General features: G+C 67.5%; 18 protein-coding genes, 2 tRNA genes and 2 pseudogenes. 14 read left to right on the top strand and 8 right to left on the bottom strand.

The window, feature by feature from the left end; all coding sequences use genetic code 11:
- Positions 1–140: 140 nt before the first annotated feature.
- The 4 genes and pseudogenes from ACLJK8_RS18000 to ACLJK8_RS17985 all read right to left on the bottom strand — a co-directional run.
- A pseudogene (locus tag ACLJK8_RS18000) lies at positions 141–820 on the bottom strand (transposase); the annotation flags it as partial.
- Positions 821–957: 137 nt separating this feature from the next.
- Positions 958–2,880: an AAA family ATPase gene (locus ACLJK8_RS17995; RefSeq protein WP_413151726.1), complete on the bottom strand. Its 1,923-nt coding sequence runs from the start codon at positions 2,878–2,880 to the stop codon at positions 958–960.
- Positions 2,881–2,958: 78 nt separating this feature from the next.
- Positions 2,959–3,035, bottom strand: a tRNA-Arg gene (locus tag ACLJK8_RS17990).
- 261 nt (positions 3,036–3,296) lie between these two features.
- The gene (locus ACLJK8_RS17985) at positions 3,297–3,608 is read right to left on the bottom strand and encodes an ETC complex I subunit (RefSeq protein WP_413151725.1); all 312 of its coding nucleotides are present in this window, start codon (positions 3,606–3,608) and stop codon (positions 3,297–3,299) included.
- Between the two features lie 414 nt (positions 3,609–4,022).
- Here ACLJK8_RS17985 and ACLJK8_RS17980 point away from each other — a divergent pair, with 414 nt between their 5' ends.
- Both ACLJK8_RS17980 and uvrB read left to right on the top strand, forming a co-directional pair.
- Positions 4,023–5,258, top strand: coding sequence for an ABC transporter substrate-binding protein (locus ACLJK8_RS17980; RefSeq protein WP_413151724.1), 1,236 nt, complete (start codon positions 4,023–4,025; stop codon positions 5,256–5,258).
- 436 nt (positions 5,259–5,694) lie between these two features.
- Positions 5,695–7,869 (top strand): excinuclease ABC subunit UvrB, encoded by a 2,175-nt coding sequence (gene uvrB, locus ACLJK8_RS17975; RefSeq protein WP_413151723.1) that lies wholly within the window; start codon positions 5,695–5,697, stop codon positions 7,867–7,869.
- A 99-nt stretch (positions 7,870–7,968) separates the two neighbouring features.
- On the opposite strand, the gene ACLJK8_RS17970 is transcribed toward uvrB, so the two are convergent.
- Positions 7,969–10,101: a TonB-dependent siderophore receptor gene (locus ACLJK8_RS17970; RefSeq protein ID WP_413151722.1), complete on the bottom strand. Its 2,133-nt coding sequence runs from the start codon at positions 10,099–10,101 to the stop codon at positions 7,969–7,971.
- 173 nt (positions 10,102–10,274) lie between these two features.
- On the opposite strand from ACLJK8_RS17970, the gene ACLJK8_RS17965 reads away from it, so the two are divergent.
- From ACLJK8_RS17965 to ACLJK8_RS17945, 5 genes are all read left to right on the top strand, one after another.
- A complete protein-coding gene (locus ACLJK8_RS17965; RefSeq protein WP_413151721.1) occupies positions 10,275–10,874 on the top strand; it encodes a nicotinate-nucleotide adenylyltransferase in 600 nt (199 codons plus the stop codon).
- 60 nt (positions 10,875–10,934) lie between these two features.
- A complete protein-coding gene (locus tag ACLJK8_RS17960) occupies positions 10,935–11,774 on the top strand; it encodes an isocitrate lyase/PEP mutase family protein (protein ID WP_413151720.1) in 840 nt (279 codons plus the stop codon).
- Positions 11,775–11,916: 142 nt separating this feature from the next.
- On the top strand, positions 11,917–12,690 hold the full coding sequence (locus ACLJK8_RS17955) for a hypothetical protein (RefSeq protein ID WP_413151719.1): 774 nt from the start codon (positions 11,917–11,919) through the stop codon (positions 12,688–12,690).
- Positions 12,691–12,794: 104 nt separating this feature from the next.
- Positions 12,795–14,144, top strand: coding sequence for a D-alanyl-D-alanine carboxypeptidase/D-alanyl-D-alanine-endopeptidase (locus ACLJK8_RS17950; RefSeq protein ID WP_413151718.1), 1,350 nt, complete (start codon positions 12,795–12,797; stop codon positions 14,142–14,144).
- 2 nt (positions 14,145–14,146) lie between these two features.
- Positions 14,147–14,626: a YybH family protein gene (locus ACLJK8_RS17945; RefSeq protein WP_413151717.1), complete on the top strand. Its 480-nt coding sequence runs from the start codon at positions 14,147–14,149 to the stop codon at positions 14,624–14,626.
- A gap of 49 nt (positions 14,627–14,675) precedes the next feature.
- On the opposite strand, the gene ACLJK8_RS17940 is transcribed toward ACLJK8_RS17945, so the two are convergent.
- Entirely contained in the window at positions 14,676–15,119 is a 444-nt protein-coding gene (locus tag ACLJK8_RS17940) for a tellurite resistance TerB family protein (protein WP_413151716.1), read from the bottom strand.
- A gap of 240 nt (positions 15,120–15,359) precedes the next feature.
- Between ACLJK8_RS17940 and ACLJK8_RS17935 the strand changes: the two genes are divergently transcribed.
- Together ACLJK8_RS17935 and ACLJK8_RS17930 are read left to right on the top strand one after the other, a co-directional pair.
- Positions 15,360–16,940 carry a lysine--tRNA ligase gene (locus ACLJK8_RS17935; protein ID WP_413151715.1) on the top strand — a complete coding sequence of 527 codons (1,581 nt, stop codon included), beginning with the start codon at positions 15,360–15,362 and terminating at the stop codon, positions 16,938–16,940.
- A gap of 107 nt (positions 16,941–17,047) precedes the next feature.
- Positions 17,048–17,446 (top strand): DUF4864 domain-containing protein, encoded by a 399-nt coding sequence (locus ACLJK8_RS17930; RefSeq protein WP_413151714.1) that lies wholly within the window; start codon positions 17,048–17,050, stop codon positions 17,444–17,446.
- 10 nt (positions 17,447–17,456) lie between these two features.
- Here the strand turns inward: ACLJK8_RS17930 and ACLJK8_RS17925 are convergent, their stop codons facing one another.
- Positions 17,457–18,152, bottom strand: a complete 696-nt coding sequence (locus ACLJK8_RS17925; protein ID WP_413151713.1) for a hypothetical protein — start codon at positions 18,150–18,152, stop codon at positions 17,457–17,459.
- Positions 18,153–18,270: 118 nt separating this feature from the next.
- Here ACLJK8_RS17925 and ACLJK8_RS17920 point away from each other — a divergent pair, with 118 nt between their 5' ends.
- The 5 genes from ACLJK8_RS17920 (at position 18,271) to ACLJK8_RS17900 (ending at position 21,674) form a co-directional block, all read left to right on the top strand.
- Complete coding sequence (locus ACLJK8_RS17920) at positions 18,271–18,594, top strand: antibiotic biosynthesis monooxygenase family protein (protein WP_413151712.1); 324 nt, start codon at positions 18,271–18,273, stop codon at positions 18,592–18,594.
- Positions 18,595–18,900: 306 nt separating this feature from the next.
- Positions 18,901–20,055 (top strand): tonB-system energizer ExbB, encoded by a 1,155-nt coding sequence (gene exbB / locus ACLJK8_RS17915; protein WP_413151711.1) that lies wholly within the window; start codon positions 18,901–18,903, stop codon positions 20,053–20,055.
- 3 nt (positions 20,056–20,058) lie between these two features.
- Positions 20,059–20,538 carry a TonB system transport protein ExbD gene (gene exbD / locus ACLJK8_RS17910; RefSeq protein WP_413151710.1) on the top strand — a complete coding sequence of 160 codons (480 nt, stop codon included), beginning with the start codon at positions 20,059–20,061 and terminating at the stop codon, positions 20,536–20,538.
- Positions 20,535–21,389: an energy transducer TonB gene (locus tag ACLJK8_RS17905; protein ID WP_413151709.1), complete on the top strand. Its 855-nt coding sequence runs from the start codon at positions 20,535–20,537 to the stop codon at positions 21,387–21,389. Before exbD ends, ACLJK8_RS17905 begins: the two co-directional genes overlap by 4 nt.
- A 208-nt stretch (positions 21,390–21,597) precedes the next feature.
- Positions 21,598–21,674: transfer RNA gene (locus ACLJK8_RS17900), tRNA-Arg, on the top strand.
- A 64-nt stretch (positions 21,675–21,738) separates the two neighbouring features.
- Here ACLJK8_RS17900 and ACLJK8_RS17895 read toward each other — a convergent pair.
- Positions 21,739–22,566: pseudogene (locus ACLJK8_RS17895) on the bottom strand (transposase); the annotation flags it as partial.
- Positions 22,567–22,678: the final 112 nt, after the last annotated feature.

Below are 22,678 nucleotides of genomic sequence, written 5' to 3'. Positions count from 1 at the left end.
TACACATCCCCGGTCGAGGCGTTCCTCTCCGAACTTGGCAGGGACGTCCAGATCCGGTTTGCTTGAGCCGTTGCGCTTCGCGATGGAATCCACCCACCCTGTTCGCCGGCGCTCATTGGCTCGGGGCCGGTGTCCTTGGTTCACGCGAGGCCGCGCCGGCGCTCCTGCCAAACGAGGCGGCCGATGTTGTAGACGAGGTTGGCCATGCCGATCTTCACCTTCGCCCGGGCGGCGCCGATGGTCCTGACGACGAAGAGGCCCATCCCTCCCTTCTGTCGCGCGAAGACATGCTCTACGGCGGCGCGCACCTTTGAGCGGCCAGCGTTGCCGCGCCGGATATGCGGCGCCATGGGGCGCCCCTTCGGCTTGCGATGGTGGACCTGACTCCGGAAGCCATGCTTCTTGAGGAAGGCCTCGTTCGCCTTCGAGCGATAAGCACTGTCGGCCCAGACCGTCGCGGCGGTGTTCGAGGTGTCGAGCAGCCCCGGCGCAACATGCGGCCGTCATGGCTGCTCGCGTCCGTGACGTCCCAGGTCCGGATGAAGCCGTGGCGCCGATCGATGCCGGCGTGGCTTTTGTACCCGAAGACCGGGATCGCGATGTCGGTGTGTCGCGTCCCGTCCTCGCGCAGCCGTGCCTTGCCGAAGATCGGCGTCCAGCGCGCGTCGCGATCTTTCTGGCGCGGCTTCGCCGGCTTGTCCTTCCACTCGCGCGGGACGCGCCCGGCCTTGATTTCCGCCTTCTCGGCGGCGGTGTTGCGCTGGCGCGGCGCCGAGACCAGGCTCGCGTCGACGATCTGGCCCGCCATCGGGATGTACCCGTGAACAGGCTCGCTCGAACCCGTGGCGTCGCCTGTTCACCGCGGATCGCCGTGTCGAAGCGCGCGAACAGCGCCTTGATCGCCCCGGCCTTCGTCAGCCGTTCGCGGAAGGACACTCTCGGCTTCCCCGAGCTTGCTCACTGTTGCGCCAACGTCCCATTGATGCGTTTGAACAGGGCCTCGAATGCGTCCAGCGTCTCTGCCGAAAGGGCTGCAACGCGCTTCGCCCGCTCTCTCAATAGAACCTCCGCCGGGGCGTTGTGATCATAGCGCCCGACACCCTCCGCACGGGCTATCTGTTGAACAATGGGGCCGGTTCCCGTCAGGTCAGCGGCCTTGACCTTTTTGCCGAAAGCTGCGTTGTAGAGCGCCACATAGTCGTCTTTGGCAAACAGGTCCTCAATGTCAGCCATCTTGCTGTTGGCGATTTCGCCGATCGTGATGATCCGCTTCTCCGCCAAGAAACCGGCCTTAGCCAATGCTGTCAGCTTCTGGTGGCCTTCCTTGCGAGCATCCACGACGACTGTTACATCAAGGTGGTTGCCCAATAGGGCGACGAAAGCCGGGATCACATCTGCGCCGCCCAAGGGCATGATGGACCAACGCGGGTTCAGCCCCTCGCGCCCATCCTCAATAAGCCGGGCAGAGATGGACTGCATGAACAGGAAGTCAGACGGCCCCTCGACCACCAGATTGTCTTTGGCAATGAAGAGATGCTGGGCAATGTCGTATCCCAGCGCGGCTTGCAGCGGGAACAGCGTGTCGCGGTCAGTCGTGAGAACATCCGAAGTCGTGACGGAACCCGTTTCCCGGCCCTTGTCTTCAACAAGGCGAGCCCGCTCAAGGTGGTCGGGCTGAATCATGAAGGGCGAATGGGTCGTGTAGATCACCTGACATCGCTTCGCCAATCGCTCTTCAATGAACCTGAGGAAATCCTTCTGCGCCTTTGCATGTAGGCCCAGCGCGGGTTCGTCCAGCAAGATGATGACCGGCGTGTCATCATACTCATAACGGGAGAATGCAGTCAGGAACGAGAAGAACCACTGAAACCCAGAGGAGCGCTCATCGAACGGAAGCGAAAGCATATGCCGATTGTCATACATCCGAACATGCATTTCATCGTGGACGGCGTGTTGCCCATCCGCCCGCTTCTCCGTCGCCTGCGAAATGTCGATCAACACCCGCAAGTCGGTGTTGGTCGTCCAATAGTGGAGCACGTCTTGTGAAATGGCGTTGGCGACGTTTTCAAGCTCGCGTTTCCGCGTCTCATAGTCAGGGTCAAGAAGGTAATCCTGATCGCTACCGGCCAGCTTAAGCAGAGCCAGCGCGGTCTGGTCATCTTCATCAAGATTGTCTGCATCGGCCTCAAGCAATTCACGAATGCGAACCTTGCCCGGCAGTCGACTATAGTCTGAGTAGAAGAAGAATTTCGGGACACGTGCAAACAGGAGTTTCCAGACGCACCTTGTGAAATTGCTGCCGGCAGGGATCATCTCCAAAATCTTCGCTTGCAGCGCGGTGCAGGCAGTCTGGACTTGCTGATCTTCGCCATTCTTCTCTGCGGCGGCGGTCAGCGCTTTCGTGAGGTCAACGAAAGTCTTGGCGGCAGCGATTGCAGTGGTGACTTTCTTGGGCAGGTCGATCAGGGCGGACGCATTGGTGACAGCCACCGCCTCGTCAGCCTCAAACCCGTAGCTGTAGTGATTGTCATACCTGCGGGCGAGGCTGAACACTCGGGAAGTCAGGACGCCTTTGCCAAAGACGGCCTCCACCGACGAAACATCAGCATCGCTGAGTTCAAACACGACCTGAATGGGCTTTGATTGCTCAAGGTTCTTCCCTTGGCGCTTGTGCATCTTCTCCAGCCAAGCCGGGTAGTGCTTGCCAATGCTGAATTCGACATTGCCCTGCGCTGGCTTGAGGCGGCGAAGTGCGTCAAGGAATGCGGTCTTGCCGCTCTCATTCTTCCCCACCAGACAGGTGATGTCCGGCTGTATTTCAACGAGCGTGGAATCAAGGACGTGCTTGAAATGGTCGATTTGAACAGATTTGAGCAACATGCGCCGCGCCCTCTACCTTACCGTGAGATACAACATAGTGTGCATCTTCTGCGGAAGGTTCAAGGATATAGAGGTTAATGGCGACCCCGGGAGGACTTGAACCCCCAACCCCAGACTTAGAAGGTCCGTGCTCTATCCAGTTGAGCTACGGGGCCGTGTTCTTCCCTGATAGCGGTTCGGAAAACGGTTCGCAACATCAACCTCCCCGCCTAAACTNGCTCTATCCAGTTGAGCTACGGGGCCGTGTTCTTCCCTGATAGCGGTTCGGAAAACGGTTCGCAACATCAACCTCCCCGCCTAAACTGCTGGCTCCGCTCTCCTATTCCGGCGCAGAGCCGCCGCCTAGACGTCCGCTGCTCTATCCAGTTGAGCTAAGGGGCCGCGGGCGCGCGGGCCGGTCGGGGCCCGCGCGGTCCTCAGTGCGTCCAGGGGGCGCGGCGTTGCGCGGAGAAATTGTCGCCGTAGCCGTTCTGCCGCAGGACATGCGCGCGCTGCTTCGGTTCGAAGAGCTGGTAGGCCAGCCCGTGGCTCTTCGCATAGGCCACCGCTTCCGCGCTGGTCTTGAAGCGGAGCGTCACCTGGCTGTCCATGTCATCGGACCCCGTCCAGCCCATCAGCGGGTCGATGACCCGGGCATCGGCGGGGGCGAATTCGAGGATCCAGTCATGGGTCTTCGCAGTACCAGATTGCATCGCGCTGCGCGCGGGCCGGTAGATCCTCGCAACCATCGACATCTCCCAGGAAACAACCGCGATTGTTATGGCCAATCCACGCGCCGGGATCAAGCGGCGCCGTGGCCACGCCCTTCGCCGGGCCTTGCGCGCTTGCTCGCAATGGATGCGAGGGGGAGGAGAAACGATCATGTCCCAGGGCTTGCTGTAGGAAGCCGCGCTTGGGGCCCCTGGCGCGGCACGAGCCGCGCGGCCACGGAACTCTGAAACCGCATGTAGCCGAGAGCGGGTCCGCTTCCCGCTGTCGCATCTCGCCCGCTTGCCGATGTCGTTTGACACCCATGCCGGACCGCGGCCAGGATCTCCCGGGAGAACCGTCACCGCGCGCGGGCGACCGGTATTGGCGGATGCCGTGCCCCGACCAGGCCCGGGGTCGGCGTTCCTATTGAGAAAACGGGAGGAATCGGACCCATGAAACACCTCGGGGCGCTTCTTGCGAGCAGCGCGGTCATCGGCCTCTCGCTCGGGTCCGCGAACGCGACGGATCTCGAGGTCACGCACTGGTGGACTTCCGCGGGCGAGGCGGCGGCGGTCGCCGAGATGGCGAAGGCGTTCGATGCGACCGGGAACAAGTGGGTCGACGCGGCCATCGCCGGCGGCGGCACCACGGCGCTGCCCGTGATCATCAGCCGGATCAGCGGCGGCAGCCCCATGGGCGCGACCGTGCTGGTTCACGGGCGGCAGGCGGAGGAACTGATCGAGGCGGGGCTGATGCAGGACCTGACGCCGGTCGCGGAGGAAGGGGGTTGGAAGGATGTCGTCCAGCCTGCGTCTCTCCTCGGCGCCTGCACCGTCGACGGCAAGATCTACTGCGTCCCCACGAACATCCACTCGCAGCACTGGCTCTTCCTGTCGAACAAGGCGTTCGAGACCGCGGGCGTGCCGGTGCCGACGAACTGGGCGGAGTTCGTTCAGGCGGCACCCGCGCTCGAGGAAGCCAGGATCATGCCGCTTGCTCTCGGGCGCCAGCCCTGGCAGTCGCTCCTCGTCCTCAACGTCGTGATGGCGTCGGTCGGTGGTCCCGAACTCTACAACTCGGTCTACGGCGACAAGGACGCCGAGCTCGCGGAAGGCCCGGAAGTCACCGCCGTCTTCGAGGCACTGGCCGACGTGCGAAGGCTCGGCGCGCGGTCACGGGCGCAGGACTGGAACGAGGCGACGAACCTGGTCATCACCGGGCAGGCCGGCGGCCAGATCATGGGCGACTGGGCGCAGGCCGAATTCCAGACGGCCGGGCTCGAGGCGGGCAAGGACTATCAGTGCCTGCCGGGGCTCGGGCAGCAGGATATCGTCTCGACCAGCGGCAACGCCTTCTACTTTCCGCTGCTCGACGACGAAGCGGCGCTCGAGGCACAGATGAAGCTCGCCTCGGTGATGATCAGTCCCGAGACGCAGGTGGCCTTCAACCTGAAGAAGGGCTCGCTGCCAGTACGAAGCGACCTCGATATGTCCCTGATCAGCGATTGCATGAAGAAGGGGCTGGAAATCCTGGCGGCGGGCAAGACGATCCCCGGGGTGGAGCAGTACATCACGCCTGACACGCAGGCATCGCTCATCGACCTCGCGACCACTTTCCTCGCCGACGAGTCGATGTCCGTCGAGGATGCGCAGGCCGAGTTCGCCCAGATCATCTCGGAGGCATATTGATCCGCGGCCCGGCCGGCTTGCGCGCGTCACCGAGTACCCACGTCGAGTCGCAACCCCTGGCCGCCTGACCAGGCCCTGACCTCTTCGAAGGTCCTGCGCCGGTCGTTCGGGGAGGAAACTGCAAGCGGGTCGCCGTCCGGCTGCGAGGGAGCGAGGGGTGGGGTGGGTATGCGCACCCGGGCGGCGACCACTTTGCTGCTTGCAGAATCCTTCTACAACGCAGGCGAAATACACGCAAGGGTTTAGTGAAAATTTTCGGCATCGACCGGAGGCGGAGGCATCCGGGCGCCCGGAACGCGCGTGGACCGCGTGCGGATGTGGCCCGGACCCGGCGCGACACCGGCGCCCGACCCATCTGGCCTTGCACTTCGCCCGGGATCGCCCATGTTGCTCAATCGACTCCCGAGCCGTTCCTCGAACCACCGGACCAAGCGCGATGCCCCTCGTCGACATGCTGACCGTTCCCGCCTCGGACCCGAAGCGCGCGAAACTCGAAGGCGGCAAGCGGTTCGTCCTCGAATCCGAGTTCTCGCCGGCGGGCGATCAGCCATCGGCGATCGCGGAACTGGTCGAGGGAATCGCCGCGGGCGAACGAAATCAGGTGCTGCTCGGCGCGACCGGCACCGGCAAGACCTTCACCGCAGCGAAGATCATCGAGGCGACGCAGCGGCCGGCGATCGTTCTCGCACCGAACAAGACGCTGGCGGCGCAACTCTACGGCGAGTTCAAGGGATTCTTCCCGAACAATTCGGTGGAGTATTTCGTGTCGTACTACGATTATTACCAGCCCGAGGCCTATGTGCCGCGCTCGGATACCTATATCGAGAAGGAAAGCCAGATCAACGACCAGATCGACCGGATGCGCCATGCCGCGACCCGGGCGCTTCTGGAGCGCGACGACGTGATCATCGTGGCCTCGGTCTCCTGCATCTACGGCATCGGTTCAGCGGAGACCTATGGCGCGATGACGCAGGACCTGATCGCGGGCCAGCCCTATGACCAGCGCCAGGTCATCGCCGACCTGATCGCGCAGCAGTACCGCCGCAACGACGCCGCCTTTTCCCGCGGCGGCTTCCGGGTACGCGGCGATCTGCTCGAACTCTGGCCCGCGCATATGGAAGACCGCGCCTGGCGGTTCTCCTTCTTCGGCGACGAACTCGAATCCTTGCACGAATTCGATCCGCTGACCGGGGAGAAGACGGCGGCGCTCAGGAGCGCGCGGGTCTACGCCAATTCGCATTACGTGACGCCGCGGCCCACGCTCAATCAGGCGATCAAGGCGATCAAGACCGAGCTTCGCCAGCGCCTCGACCAGTTCGTGTCCGAAGGCAAGCTTCTGGAGGCGCAGCGGCTGGAGCAGCGGACGAACTTCGATCTCGAGATGCTGGAGGCGACCGGCGTCTGCAACGGGATCGAGAATTACTCGCGCTATCTGACCGGCCGGAAGCCGGGCGAGCCGCCCCCCACCCTCTTCGAATACATCCCCGACAATGCGATCGTCTTCGCCGACGAGAGCCATGTGACGGTGCCGCAGATCGGCGGCATGTACCGGGGCGACTACCGGCGCAAGTTCACGCTGGCCGAACACGGGTTCCGGCTGCCCTCCTGCATGGATAACCGTCCGTTGAAGTTCGAGGAATGGGATGCGATGCGGCCGCGGTCGATCTTCGTCTCGGCGACGCCCTCGGCCTGGGAGATCGAACAGGCGGGCGGGGTCTTCGCCGAACAGGTGATCCGGCCGACCGGCCTGCTCGACCCGCCGGTGGAGATCCGGCCAGTCTCGGCGCAGGTCGACGACCTGCTTGACGAGCTGCGCCGGGTGGCGGCGGATGGCAACCGCGCGCTCGTCACGGTCCTGACCAAGCGAATGGCAGAGGACCTGACCGAATACCTGCACGAACAGGGCATCCGGGTGCGTTACATGCATTCCGACATCGACACGTTGGAGCGGATCGAGATCCTGCGCGACCTGCGCCTCGGCGCCTTCGACGTGCTGGTGGGGATCAACCTGCTGCGCGAAGGGCTCGACATTCCCGAATGCGCGCTGGTCGCGATCCTCGACGCCGACAAGGAGGGATTCCTGCGCTCGGAGACCTCGCTCATCCAGACGATCGGCCGCGCGGCGCGCAACGTCGACGGCCGGGTCATCATGTACGCCGACGGGATCACCGGCTCGATGGAGCGGGCGATCGCCGAGACCAACCGGCGCCGCGAGAAGCAGGTCGCCTATAACGCGGAGCACGGCATCACCCCCGCGACGGTGCGCAAGAACGTGGCCGACGTGCTGCAGGGGCTGTTCCCGGCCGACACCGACCAGTCGCGGATCACCACGAAGGTCGAGACGCCGCTCATCGGCGCCAATCTCGCCGCCCATCTCGACGGATTGCGCAAGGCGATGCTGAAGGCGGCGGAGAACCTCGAATTCGAGGAGGCGGCGCGGATGCGCGACGAGATCAAGCGGCTCGAGGCGGTGGAACTCGCGGTCGCCGACGATCCGCTGGCGCGGCAATCCGCGATCGAGGCGGAGGTCGACATCGCCATCCCGCGCTCGAAGGCGGGCAAGGGCGGCACGCGCGCGAAGCGGGGCAAGGGCCAGAAGAAATCGCGCTGATCGAGCCGATCCCGCTCGCATCGCCCGGCAATCGGTCGGTATCGCGAACCGCCGGGCGCGGAACGGTCCGCAGCGGGCGCGCCGCCGCCCCGCCCGGCCCTACCAGCGATATGTCAAACTGGCGCTCGCGGTCGGCTGGGCCACGTAGTAGCAACCCCAGCCCGAGCAGTGCATGTCATCGCCCGCGCCGAGATTGTTCGCGTTGAGGTCGAGCGTGACACCGGCCCATTCCGCCCGCAGCCGTCCGAGATCATAGCCGGCGGCGAGATCCGCGACGAGTTGCTCGTCGTTCCAGACGGTGTTGTCGTCGTCGCCCCAGGCGCCGCCGCTGTAGCGCAGACCCGCGCCGAGGCGGATCCCGGCGAGGCGTCCGGTCTCCGGGCGGTAGTCGACCCAGAGGGAGGCGACATTCGTGGGCGTGTTCGGATAATCGTTGCCCTCGTAGCCATCCTCCGATTCGGTGACCTCGGAGTCGAGGTAGGTGTAGGCGAGGGAGATATCGACCGGCCCTATCGCGGCCCGGCCCTCGAGCTCCGCGCCGCGCATCCGGACCTCACCGGTCTGGCGGGAGAAATCCGGATGCTCCGGATCAGTCGTGGTAAGGTTCTCCTGCCTGATCTGGAAGGCGGAGACGGTCAGCAGGGCATCGCGGCCCGGGGGCTGATACTTCAGACCCGCCTCGAACTGCTCGCCGCGGGTCGGCTCGAACGGATCGCCCTGCCAGTCCGTGCCCGCCTCTGGCTGAAAGGACTGAGCGAAGCTGACATAGGGAGCGAGGCCGGCCTCGGTCAGATAGAGGACGCCGGCGTTGGCGATGAATGCGCGATCGACCTGACTGAAGTTGAACTCTTCGAAGTCGCCATCCTCTCCGGTCCGCGCGTCGGTCCAGCGGCCGCCCACCGTGATCCGCCACGGGCCGGCGGAGATGCGGTCCTGCGCGTAGATCCCCAGTTCCTCCTTCCAGCTGTCGAAGGTTTCCTGGGCCTCCCAGGGCCCGAACGAAATGTCGCGGACCGGATCGGCGAAATCGATCGGCGGCACGGTGGCCCATTCGACCGAGGTTTCCGCGCGCGTCCTGTTGTAGTCGAAGCCGAGGAACGCCTCGTGGGACAGCGCGCCGGTCGCGAAACTCCCCACCAGACGGGTGTCCACCGCGAGGAGATCGACGGTCTGCTCCTGCCGGTGGCCTTCGCGGGCGACCTCAAGTGGCCGCTCCGGATTGCCTGTCAGACCTAACCAGGCAAAGACCTGCTGATAGTCGACATCCATTCGGAAAATGCGCGCGTTCTGGACGAGGCGGAGCCGGTCGTTGAACGCGTGCGAGAATTCGTAGCCGAGGGCGTACTGGTCGGAATCGCGCCGGTCGAAGCCCGGCTCCCCCGGATTGAAGCTGACCGGTACCGTCTCCAGCGCCTCGGCCGGGGCCTCGTTCGCCCATTCCTGGCCGCGTAGCCGCCGCCAGTAGGCGAGAACCGTCAGGCTCGTGTCCTCGTCGATGTTCCAGGTCAGGCTCGGGGCAAGATAGGCCCGGTCGTCGTCGACCTGATCCATCTGGGTGTTCGACGTCTGCCCGAAAGAGACCAGCCGCCATCCGAGGGACGAGCCGTCACCGATGACCCCGTTGAGGTCGAAGGCGCCTCGCAGCTGGTCGTAGGAGCCGTAGCTCACCATGACCTCGCGATCGTTCGAGAAAGTGGGCCGCTTGCTGACGGTATTGACGAGCCCGCCCGGCACGACCATGCCGTAGAGCACCGACGCCGGCCCGCGCAGCACCTCGATGCGCTCCATGCCATAGGGCTCGATCGCGGGCTGGCCACCCGTGCGGGTCTCGCCGGTTCCGATCCGCAGACCGTCGAGGTAGTTCGCGCCCCAGCTGCCGAAGCCGCGGATCGTGAAGCCGCTGTCGCTGGTCAGGTTGAACGAGGGATCGACCCAGATCCCCGGGGTATAGGCGATGGCGTCGCCGATGTTTTTCGCACCGCCACGCTCGGCGATCTCGTTCGCGCCGACCACGCTCACCGAGGCGGAGGTCTCGACGAGCGGAACCGCGAGCTTGCCGGCCGTGCCACTCTCGGTCGCGACGAAATCCGTGGGTCCGGTCGCGAGCCCTGCCAGGCTCGCATCCACGTTGATCGTTGGCAGGACGATCGCCTGGCCATCGTCCTGCGCCGCCACGGCATTCGCCCCGGTCGCGGCGACGAACGCCGCGCAAACCCGATTTCTCCAGATCAACCCGAATCTCCGTTGTGAACCTGACGCGGAGCTGGCGGGATGCTGGCAAGGGACCGTGGAGACTCGCTCACCGATTTGTCAAACGGATTTCCCCCCGCGCCGCGGGAGCATTGACAATCGCCTCCCCGGCCCGTGATAGCTCGACAATCACGAAACCGTCACGGGAGGGGCGGATGCTCGGTTTCCCCGTCGCACCCCCGGGGCTCAGGGTCGGTCTGCTGGGCGGGTCCTTCGATCCGCCGCATGCGGGGCATTTGCATATCTCGCATTGGGCGCTGAAGTCGTTCCACCTCGACCGGGTCTGGTGGGTGGTGAGCCCCGGCAATCCCTTGAAACGCGACGCGCCCGCCGACATGCCGCGCCGGCTCGAAGCCTGCCGCGCGCTCGCCACCGATCCGAGGATCGTCGTCACCGATATCGAGGCGCGCTTCGGCACCCGCTACACCCAGGCGACGCTGACGGCGCTCAAGCGCGCCTATCCGGGTGTCCGCTTCGTCTGGCTGATGGGCGCGGACAATCTGCGGAGCTTTCACCGCTGGGACCGCTGGGAGGATATCCTCGCGACGGTGCCGGTCGGGGTGCTGGGGCGGCCGGGCGAGCAGTTGCGCGCCGGCCTCTCGCCCGCCGCGCGGCGCTTCGCGCGCTGGCGCCTGCCCGAGGAGCAGGCGGCGGCGCTCGCCCTGCGCGACCCGCCGGCCTGGGTGCTCGTCGCCGGGCCGATGGTCGATCTGTCCTCGACCGAGTTGCGCCGTCGGGGGAGCTGGCGCCGCTGAGATTCATGTTCCGTTTTTGTTCTTCATGGCTTAGGCTTCTCGGGCGGAGGGAGCGAAGCGATGGATCAGACTGAGCGATTCGAAGTCTTCAGGGCACTGCACGCGCGGGCGGGTGCCTTCGTCATTCCCAACGTCTGGGACGCGGGTTCGGCGCGGCTGATCGCGAGCCTCGGCTTCGAGGCGCTCGCGACGACCAGCGCGGGCTATGCCTTCTCGAAGGGCAAGCGCGATTCCTTCGCCGGGCTCTCGCGGGCCGAGGTGCTCGCGAACGCCGCCGAGATCCTGGGCGCGACCGGGCTTCCGGTCTCGGCCGATCTCGAAGACGGGTTCGACGTGGCGCCGGAGACCTGCGCCGAGACGATCCGGATGGCGATCGGGACCGGGCTCGCCGGCGGGTCGATCGAGGATGCGACCGGCGACGCCGGGGCGCCGATCCACGACTTTTCCCTCGCCGTCGAGCGCGTCGCCGCGGCGGCTGAGGCGGCGCACGACCTGCCCTTCCTGCTGACCGCGCGGGCCGAGAACTTTCTCTGGGGCCGGCCCGATCTCGACGACACGATCCGGCGGCTCCAGGCCTTCTCGGCGGCGGGCGCGGATGTGCTCTTCGCGCCCGGCCTCCCCGATCTCGACGCGATCCGGGCGGTTTGCGGCGCGGTCGACAAGCCCGTCAACGTGGTGATGGGCCTGTCGGGTCCGGGCCATTCCGTGGCCGACCTCGCCGCCGCCGGCGTCCGCCGGATCAGCGTCGGCGGCTCCTTCGCACGCGCGGCCTTCGGCGCGCTGCGCCGCGCCGCAGAGGAGGTACGGGACAATGGCACCTTCGCCTACGCCGCCGATGCCATCCCGGGCCAGGTCCTGAGCGGGCTCATGTCCCCGGAAAAGCCACCGGACCGGCGGTAGATTTACCGCTTTGCGCGTTCGGCCCGGAAACACGCGCGTGGCATTGGACAGGTCTCTCGCGGCTGGCTAACCTGCCGCCCGAACCGACCCGCCGGGGTGGAAAAGGCCGGGCGGACATCACAGGGAGGCATCGGACGTGGATATGAACAAATCCGTCATGGTTGGCGCGGGGGCGCTGCTCGTCGGTATTCTCATCGGCTATTCGATGGGCGGTTCCGGGGGCGGCGAGGCCGAAGAGGCGACGGCGCAGGCCGAGGCGCTGTCGACGCGGGTCGAGGAGGTCGCGGGCAAGGTCGATGCGATCACCGGCAAGGTCGACGGCCTCGACGCGAGGCTCGGCGGGATGGAAACGGCCTTCGCCGACCTCGGAACGCGGCAGGACGACTCGCTCGCGAACCTCGGGACACAGATCGAGGGGATCGGCGAATCCGTTTCCGGCGTGGTCGGTGACCTCGGCTCGGGCGTGAGCGACGCGGTAAAGAGCCAGATCGACAGCCTGCGCGAGGAACTGGCGAAGCTCGGGGCCGGAATGGGAGCCGGAGCGGCCGCCGGAGCCGCGGCCTCGGGCGCGCCGGCGGCTGGCGAGGGCGCCGCCGCCGCGGAGGCGACCGCCGAGAGCGGTGATGAAGCCGATGCCGGGGCTGGAGCCGGCGGCGAAGGGGGCGAGGCGGCAGCTGGTGAGGCGGACGCGGGCGAGGCCGGGCTGAAGCCGGGCTCGACCGCCGTGATCGCACCCGACAAGCTGCGCGTCTTCGTCTCCGCCGTCAACGCGGAGGACGGCACCGCCACGGTGGCGGTCAATGGTCAGACGCGTTCGACCGTCGCGGTCGGCGAGGAGCAGGAAGTCGACGGCTGCCGCTTCAGCCTGACCGGCTTCGACGCGGATGGCGGCGCGCTGATCGAAGGCGCCTGCTGAGACCTCGGTTGCCCCCGCGCCGAGCGCGACGTTCCGACCCGTCCCGCCGGGAGATCCTGGCGGGGCTGGCGGGTGCGGGGGCCAGCGCGTTGCTACCCGCGTCGATGCCATCCCGCGCGCGCGCGGCGACGGGTGCCGAGGACATCGGCGCGATCTTCGCGCGCTCGGGGCTCGGCCGAGGCAGCGGCTTCGCCGTCATGGATCTCGGCACGGACCTGAACCGGGGCGCGTTGCTCGAATCCCACCGCGCGAACGACCAGTTTCCGCCCGCCTCCGTCGTCAAGATCCTGACGGCGCTCTACACTCTCGATGCGCTCGGAGGAGACTACCGGTTCCGGACCCGGGTGATCATGGCGGGCGGCGACCTCGTCCTGATCGGCGACGGCGACCCGGGGCTCGATACCGACGCACTCGGCGATCTCGCCGGGGAGGTGGCGCGGAGCGGACAGCGCCCGCGGCGGCTCTGGACGGCGAGCGGCGCGCTTCCGGCCATCGGGATGATCGACCGCGACCAGCCGCCGCTCGCGGCCTACAACCCGGCGATCTCGGGGCTGAACCTCAACTACAACCGCGCGCGGTTCAGCTGGTCGGGCGGGCGGCTTCGGGTCACCGCCCCCGGCGAACGTTTCACCGCGCCCGTGACGGTGCCGCGGGTCACGCCAACCGACCGCGCGCGCCCCAGGCTCACGACTGGCGCCTCGGGCGAGGTCTGGCAGATCCCGCGCGGCGACCTCGGCGGCGAGGGCAGCATCTGGCTCCCGGTCCGCGACCCCGCGCCCTACGCGGCGAGCGCCTTCTCCGCGCTGCTCGGCGGCGCGGGACTTGGGCCACCCGCGCCCTCCGGCACTGTCCCGCCCGGAACCTCGGGCTCCGTGGTGGCGGAGCATCTCTCGGACACCGCCGTTGATCTCGTGCGGAACATGCTCTTCCACTCGACCAACCTCACCGCCGAGGCGCTCGGCCTCCGCGCGAGTCAGGCGCGGGGCGCGGCGCCCGGAGACCTCGCCCGGTCGGGCGCGGCGATGCGCGACTGGGCACGCGGACATCTGGGACTGGAGCGGGCGTCGATCGTCAATCATTCGGGGCTGACCGATGCGACCCGGATCGCACCGGGCGAGATGCTCAGGGTTCTCGCCCGCGCCCACCGCCCCCTCGCGGGACTGCTGCGCGAGAGGAGGATCGGCGCCTCGCCCGACAACCCCGGGTTCCTGCCGAGCCGCGCGCGCCTGCTCTGCAAGACCGGCACGCTCGATTTCGTCAGCGCGCTCGCGGGCTACCTCACGATCGGCGACCGGCGGCTCGCCTTCGCCATCTTCGCCGCCGATCCCGCCGCGCGATCGCGAATCCCGGCCGCCGAGCGCGACAACCCGCCCGGCGCGAAAGCCTGGGCTCGCCGGGCCCGTGAGCAGGAACAGGCGCTGCTCCGCCGCTGGGCAACGCTTTACGGAGGATGAACATGCCGAAACCAGTCACGCGGGCCGCGCTCGCACGCGCGCTCTCAGCGGCCGCGCTCATCCTCACGAGCCCGGCCGCGCGCGCCGAGGGTCCCGAGGCGGAGATCCGCGCCCAGTTCGACACCTGGGCGGAGGCGTTCAACCGCCGCGACGCGACCTCTGTCTGCCAGACCTATGCCGAAGACCTCGTGGCCGTCTGGCCGGGCCTGCCCGACGCCGACAAGACGGTCGCCTGCGCCCGGATCGGCGAGGCGCTGAGCGATCCGGCGCGCGACGTCACCTACGCCGCCGAGATCGAGGAAATTCTGCTCGCTCCCTCCGGCGACTTCGCCGCGGTACGGACGATCTGGACGCTCGGCGTCGAGAACGCGGGCGCCGTCTCGACCAGCCAGGAGCGCCGGCTCGACATTCTCGCGCGCGAGGCGGACGGGACCTGGCGGAGCCGCCGCGTGATCGGTTTCCCTGCGGAGCCGCTCGAATAGAGCCGCTCCGGCAGGACCACTCCACCGGGACAGACCCGGATTCGGCTTGTCAGCCCTCGATGGCGGGCAGGCGGCGGTGCCGCGCGCGGCTCCCGTGTTCGATCGCGGCCGCCTGCAGCAGGTCGATGTTCATCTCCTCGCGCAGTTCGAGCAGGAAACGCAACTCGGCCTGGAACGGATGCAGATCCGCCGCGATCACGTCGCAGGCCAGCGCATAGGCCGTCTCCTGCAGCGCATGCGGCAGGGCGTCGCGCACCAGCCCGAAGAGCGCCTCGAGCCCGTCCTCCTCGGCGAAGAGGTCGAAGACGGTCTGGCTGACGAGCCGGATGCGGTCGCGGTCATAGCCTTCGAAGACCGGCAAGGTGTCGACCATGCGGCTGATCGACAAGAGTTCCAGCGTCGTCATGTTCTCGTCCGAGGCCGAGACGCCGATCATGACGGCCACGAGCGCGTCCTGCGCCGAGAAGGAGGGAGTGGGAAAGTCGCTTGCCATGTCGCGCCCCGGATGTCGAATTCGCGTCGGGTATACCGAGGGTGACGCCGCGCCGACAAGGCCCGGCGAGCCAACCCCGGCGGAGAGGTCCGACAAAGAAGCCGGCCGCGGGACGGTTTCAAACGGGCCGGCCCGCCCCACCGGCGCGGCTCCGGACACGCCCCTTCCCTTGACCCGAGCCGCCCGTTTCCGCATAGGAGGCGCTTCCTGCCACCCGATCCCCGCTTGAGGACCGATCCCATGACTGCGTTGCGCGAAGCCGCCCTGACATCGAAGGCCTGGCCGTTCGAGGAGGCGCGCAAGCTCGTGAAACGCTACGAGAAGGCGCCGCCCGAGAAGGGTTATGTGCTCTTCGAGACCGGCTACGGGCCGAGTGGGCTGCCGCATATCGGCACCTTCGGCGAGGTCGCGCGCACGACCATGATCCGCCGCGCCTTCGAGGCGATCTCCGACATTCCGACCCGGCTCATCTGCTTCTCCGACGATCTCGACGGGATGCGGAAGGTGCCGGAGAACGTGCCGAACCAGGAGATGCTGCGCGAGAACCTGCAGCGGCCGCTGACCTCGGTCCCCGACCCGTTCGGCGAATTCGAGAGCTTCGGGCACCACAACAACGCGATGCTGCGCCGGTTCCTCGACACCTTCGGCTTCCAGTACGATTTCGTCTCGGCGACGGAGTTCTATCGTTCGGGCCAGTTCGACACCGTGCTGCGCCGCGCGGCGGAGCGGTATGACGCGATCATGGAAATCATGCTCGCGAGCCTGCGCGAGGAGCGTCAGAAGACCTATTCGATCTTCCTGCCGATCTCGCCGACGACCGGCCGGGTGCTCTACGTGCCGCTGAAGGACGTGAACGCCGCGGATGGCACGATCACCTTCGACGACGAGGACGGGACGGAGACCACGCTTCCCGTTACCGGCGGCAATGTGAAGCTGCAGTGGAAGCCCGATTTCGGCGCCCGCTGGGCCGCGCTCGGCGTCGATTTCGAGATGTACGGCAAGGATCACTCGACCAATACGCCGATCTACGACGGGATCTGCGAGGTGCTCGGCGGCACGAAGCCGGAGCATTTCGTCTATGAGCTCTTCCTCGGCGAAGCGGGCGAGAAGATCTCGAAGTCGAAGGGCAACGGGCTCACCATCGACGAATGGCTGACCTACGCCTCGACCGAGAGCCTCGGCTATTTCATGTTCGGCAAGCCGAAGACCGCGAAGCGGATGTATTTCGACGTGATCCCGAAGGCGGTGGACGAATACCACCAGCAGCTCCGCGCCTATTCAGGTCAGGACGTTGCCCAGCAGGTCGCCAATCCGGTCTGGCACATCCACCACGGGCGCCCGCCGGCGGATGACATGGTCGTGCCCTTCACGATGCTGCTCAATCTCGCAAGCGCTGCGAACGCGCATGACAAGGACCAGCTCTGGGGTTTCATCCGCCGCTACGCGCCCGAGGCGACGCCGGAGAGCAATCCGACGCTCGACAAGGCGGCCGGCTTCGCGGTGCGCTACTTCGAGGATTTCGTGAAGCCCGCGAAGGTCTATCGCGCGCCCGACGACCGCGATGTCGCTGCCCTCACCGACCTGCGTGACCGGCTTGCCGCCTGGGACGGCCCAGTGGAGGCGGGGGCGCTTCAGGACATGGTGTTCGAGGTCGGCAAGACACACGGCTATGACCCGCTCCGCGCCTGGTTCGGAACGCTTTACGAGGTGCTGCTCGGCGCGACGCAGGGGCCGCGGTTCGGCGGGTTCATCGCGCTCTATGGCATCGACGAGACGATCACCCTGATCAACGCGGCGCTCGAGGGGGAACTCGCGGCCTGATCACGCCTGATCACGGGAGACGGCGCCGCACGATCTCGCGGGTTGACAGACGCGCCGCGGGGCGCGTCTCATCTCTCCGACCGGCTCCGGCAAGGGGAGATTGGGCCATGCTCCCGCGGGCATTGCGGGCATTCTTCACGGGCGGACCGCGATCCGGGAAGGACGAGACCGAGGAGATCCGCGCGGCGATCACCGGACTGGCGCGCGCGATCCGCGTGGGCGACGCCGCGGCCGCCGACGGGCTGATCTCGCCACGGACGCGGCGGGCCAGCGGCGGAAGCCGCCGTTTCGCCGCGGCGGTCGCGGCCGAGCATCCGGTGCTCGTGACCGGCGGCACGCTCACCTTCGCCGGGGTCTCCGAAGCCGGGCGGCAGCGGTTGCAATCGACGGTGATGCCCGACGCGGCGGGGGGCCTGCATCTCATCGACTGGCAGATGGTGCGCGACGGCGACCGCTGGGTCGTTCATGCGATCCAGGTCCGCGCCGCCGCCGAAGGCAGCGCCTGAGCGGCCCGCGTCAGAAACTGAGCCAGGTCGAGAGCTTCACGCCATAGGAGCGCTCGCCCGTCACCGTGGTGTCGACACCGAGTTGCGCGTGGACGTGCCTGCCGAGCCTTCGCACCAGGGAGGGCGCGATCCGGACCAGCGGATCGGCCTTCGGATAGAGCCCGCCCTGCACCTGGAAGATCAGCATCCAGTCGTCGTCCGGCTTCAGCCCGATGGTGAAATCGGCCTTGTAGAGACTGTCGTTCGCCGGGATCAGCCGCTCGGCCGAGCTTTCGACGCCCATCCAGCCCTGCCCCCAGGTGATCTCGAACCCCCGCCCCCAGGCGAGGCCGAGCCGGGCGCGCGTATCCGAGCCATCTTCCGAATCGACGCGGCGCCCGAGACCGACATCGACCGCGAACCTGTCCCCGGCCGCGGTCTCGGCGAGAGGCCAGCGCGCGAAGGCGAGGCCGGTCCAGAGATCCGCCTCCGGCCCCCAGCCATAGGCGCCGTCGAAACCGAGCGTCAGTCGCTCCGTCAGCCCGTACTCGGCGTAAACGGATGTCTGGGAGCGAAAGCTGAGATCGGGCGCGAGAAGCGCCGGTGTGCCGGAGGAAACGGACTGGCTGAAGGAGAGGAAGGCTTCGCCCCGGCCCCGCGGCCATGCGCCGGCGACGGCCGCCCCGGCGAAGAAGAGCAGGATCAGGCCCAACAGTACCGCGCGCATCTCCGCCTCCGCATCATCGGAGCGAGGAAACGCGGGCAGGGTTAACGGCGGCCTAATCGATCCGGATGAACTCCCCGCGCGAAGCTGCTACTGTCGCGCCGTTAACGGAGGATCGACCATGCCGACCATCTCGCGCGACACCGCGGTGCAAACGGTCATTACCACATTCGAAATGACGCCCGGCACCTGCCAGGACCTGCTCGACGAACTGCGCGACGCCTACGAGAATTTCATCCGGCACCAGCCGGGGTTTCTCGGCGCGGGGCTCCATGTGAATGACGCGCACACGAGGATCGCCAATTACTCGCAATGGGCGCGGCGCGAGGATTTCCTCGCCATGCTGCGGTCCCAGGAAATGCGCGACCGCACGCGCCGCTTCTCCGAGCTTTGCCGCGGGTTCGAGCCGGTCATGTACGACGTGGCCGATACCTTCGGCGGCTGATTCTCCCCGCCGGGACCAAAGCCCGGCTCTCCATGCCGCCGCGCGGAAAAAGCGTCATCCCGCGCGGCGAGTTCAACTGACCGTTTTAGTCGGTTTTTCATAAACTTACCCGCAACTGTTTGAATTTGCTTCCCCGGAACGGATCTTGCACCCGGTTCCGAGCGTTGTTAATGGCGGATTCAAGGCGGATCGGCCGCCACCCGATGGCGGAACCGTCCGCATGCCAGCCAGCCGGTCGCTCCCGAAGCGCTCCGGCCAGCCATCCGTTCGGGGTTCATTCGAGGCTGGTGGGGATCAATGCGCGGTATGGGACAGATTTCGCGGAAGCGGGGCGCGGCGCCCCTGATGGGAGCCGGGCTCCTGATACTCGCGATGATGCCGGCCATGGCTCAGGACACGCCGCCGGCGCCGCAAGTGGAGCCGCCCGCGGCCCCCGCCGTCGAGGCCCCCTCGACCGAGGCGCCCCAAGCGCCGGCCCTCACGAGCCCGCCCGCCAGCGCACCCACCGCTCCGCGCGCCGAGACTCCCGTCGCGCCCGCGGCCGATTCCGCGCTCCCCGGCGAAGCGCCGCCCGCGCCCCAGCCCGCCGCCAACCAGTCCGCAGCCCAGTCAACGGGCCAGTCCACGCCGGCCGATCCCTCCGCGCCGACGGGTAATCCCGGCGCCGGACTCGCGGTGCCGGCGCCGCCCGTCGCCGCCCAGCAGGCACCCGGGCAGTCGGCCGGGCAGCCAGCCGGCGCCCCCGCGAGCGAAGCGACCCTGCCCCATGACCTGTCGCCCTGGGGCATGTTCATGGCCGCCGATATCGTCGTGAAATCGGTCATGGTCGGCCTGCTCATCGCCTCGCTGGTCACCTGGACCGTCTGGCTCGCGAAACAGCTCGAGATCTTCGGCGCGCGCGCGCGGGTGCGCAAGGCCCGCGCCCGGCTCAACGACTGCGGCGATCTCGCGGAAGCCTACCGGAGCTTCGAGGGCCAGCGCGGCGTCATCGCCCTGATGGTGCGGGCGACGCATGAGGAAAGCCGCGCCTCCGCCGCCGCCCTGCCCCGCTCCGGCGGCGACGGGCTCAAGGAACGCGTCGGCTCGCATCTCGGGCGGATCGAGGCCGAGGCCGGACGGCGCATGACGCGCGGGACCAGCATCCTCGCGACGATCGGCTCCACCGCGCCCTTCGTCGGCCTGTTCGGCACGGTCTGGGGCATCATGAACTCCTTCATCGGCATCTCCCAGTCGCAGACCACGAACCTCGCCGTGGTCGCGCCCGGCATCGCCGAGGCGCTGCTCGCGACCGCGATGGGCCTCGTCGCCGCGATCCCGGCGGTGGTGATCTACAACCACTTCGCACGCTCGATCACCGGCTACCGCCAGCAGCTCGCCGATGTCGCGGCGGGGCTGGAGCGGATGGTGAGCCGGGACCTCGACCACGGGCGCCTGCGCGCCTTCGATCTGGCGGCGGAGTGAGCCATGGCAGGCGGTATCCGGCAGTCCTCCTCCGTCTCCGACGACATGGAGATGAACCACGAGATCAACATCACGCCGTTCATCGACGTGATCCTCGTGCTCCTCATCATCTTCATGGTCGCGGCGCCGCTCGCGACGGTCGATGTGAACGTCGACCTCCCCGCCTCCTCCGCCCAGCAGCAGCCGAGGCCGAGCGAGCCGGTCTATGTGACGCTGAAGCGCGACCTCACGCTGGCGCTCGGCAATGACACGATCCCGCGCGAGGCGCTCGGCGCGACGGTCGACGGCCGCGCCGCCGGCGACAAGGAAACCCGGATCTACCTGCGCGCCGACGAAGCCGTGCCCTATGGGAATCTGATGGACGTGATGAACCTGCTGCGCAACGCGGGCTATCTGAAGATCGCGCTGGTCGGCCTCGAGACCGCGGCCGGAGGCACCGCCGCGGCTCAGCCGACCGCGGGTTCCGTCACGCCCGCGCCATGAGCGGACCCGGGGACCAGCCGGCGCCGGTCGGCGACTTCTCGCAGGCGCTGCGCAGGCGGCCGATGCGCGAGGCGGGCGGCTATGCCCTCGCCGGGGCGACGATTCTCGCCGTCCACGCGGGCGTGGCCGCCTGGGCGATGCAGAGCCGGCCCGAGCCGCTGACCGCCGCGCCCTTCTCGGAATCGGCGGTGATGATCGACCTGGCCCCGGAGCCGGAAGCGCCGATCACCGAGGACTCCCAGATGAGCGAGCAGCGCCATGACGCGCCGCCGCCCGAGACCGACCCGATCGAAGCTCCGGAAGAATTGAACCCCGTCGAGACCGAGGACACGCCCGATCCGGTGGAGGACGCGCCGCCGCTCGAGAAGGTCGAGGAGGTTCCCGAACTCGAACCGATGGAAGAGCCGGAACTGCCGGTCATCGACACCGCCGAGGCGGTGCTTCCGGCGAAGCCCGAGCCCCGGCCCGAGAAGCCCAAGGTGGTGGAAAAGGCCCGGCCCGCGCCCCCGAAGAAGGCTCCCCCGAAGGAGGCCGTCCGCCAGACCGCGAAGGCCCCCGCCGTCTCCGCCGCTGGATCGCAGCGCTGGCACGCGAAGCTCATGGCGCATCTCGAGCGCCGCAAGCGCTATCCCGCCGCCGCCAAGCGGCAGCGCAAGGAGGGCGTCGCGACGGTCCGGTTCTCGATCGATCCCTCCGGCAACATCCTCTCCGCGCGGCTGGCGCGATCGTCCGGAGTGCCGGAACTCGACGAAGCCGTCATGGCGATGATCCAGCGTTCCTCGCCCGTGCCGGCGCCGCCTCCGGGAACGAGTCTCGACATCCAGGTCCCGGTCCGCTTCAACATTCGCTGACACCGGTCCCATGCCGAGGGCGACGACCGGCTCCCTCACCCGCCTCCCCGCTTCGCCGGCGATCCGCGACAGCCGCCGGTCCGGCCGGCGTTCCCTCGGGCCGCCCGGCCCGAACCTCGCCTATCGCGGCGAAACCCTGACAGGAACGGGGAAAACCGGGATTTGACCCTTGCGAATCCCCGCCCGGCCAGCTATCTGCACCCCCGACGGATTGGTAGCTCAGTTGGATAGAGCACTTGACTACGAATCAAGGGGTCGGGGGTTCGAATCCTCCCCAGTCCGCCACTAATCGATCGTAAACTCCAGGTAAAACTGCCTTTTGCGTCAAGCCACGATGCGGGTCGTGNTCGAGTTTGGAATGTCCTTCCGCGACGCGACGGGCGACATACGCTTGGGTCCTTTCGTCCGTCCTGATCCGGCCGATCGCGATGAGGTGCAACGCGCTGTTAGCCGCCCGGTCGCCGCCACGGTTGAGACGGTGGCGCACGGTCTTCCCCGACGAAGCCGGGACGGGACTTACGCCGCGGAGCGCCGCGAAGCTGGCCTCGGACTTCAGGCGCTCAGGGTTGTCGCCCGCGGTAAGCAGCAGCTGGGCGGCGCCGTTATGGCCGATGGAATTCCGCGCGACCAACTCGGGGATGAGATCCTCAACGATGGCCCCGATCATCACGTCGAGGTCGGCGATCTCGTCGTGCAGCTCGAGGTAGCGGCGCGCGAGCGACTTGAGACTGATGCGATATGCGGCTTCGATCTCGCGATAGGCGGTCATGTCCGGGCGCCAGGCGGCGAGCGTCCGGATCAGCTTCATCCGCGTCAAGCGACGAAGCTGGTCGCGCAATCCCTCCGGCGCCGCGATGATCGTGTTATGGATCATCTGCAGGGCGATCCGTCGCGCATTGACCGCGGTCTTCCGGCAAGCCCGCAAAACCCTGAGAGATTCCACCATGCCGTCGCGGCCTTTCGGAGTGACGGTCCGCTGTCTGGAAAACGCGGCATGGGCGGCGTTCTCGGCATCAAGATCATCATTCTTGCCCCGCTTGCACCGATCGCGACGATCGGGCGTCGTGACCTCCAGAACCTCGACGCCGGCGGCTCGCATATGGCGCAACAGGGCCGCGCCATAGCTGCCGGTCGACTCGATGCCGATCCGCTGGAGATCGCCGAACGAGCGCATCCATGTGTCAACGGCGGAGCAAAACCAGGCCGTTGGGCGGCGCAAAAGTAGGCCACTTGGCGCCGCAAGCGGGGAACGGCGGGAGGGCGTAGCCCGACTAGAGTTTCCCGCTTGC

The organism is Amaricoccus sp. W119, from assembly GCF_047275745.1.
In the GTDB taxonomy this organism is placed as follows: domain Bacteria; phylum Pseudomonadota; class Alphaproteobacteria; order Rhodobacterales; family Rhodobacteraceae; genus Amaricoccus.
This window is presented reverse-complemented; position numbering and strand designations above follow the sequence as displayed.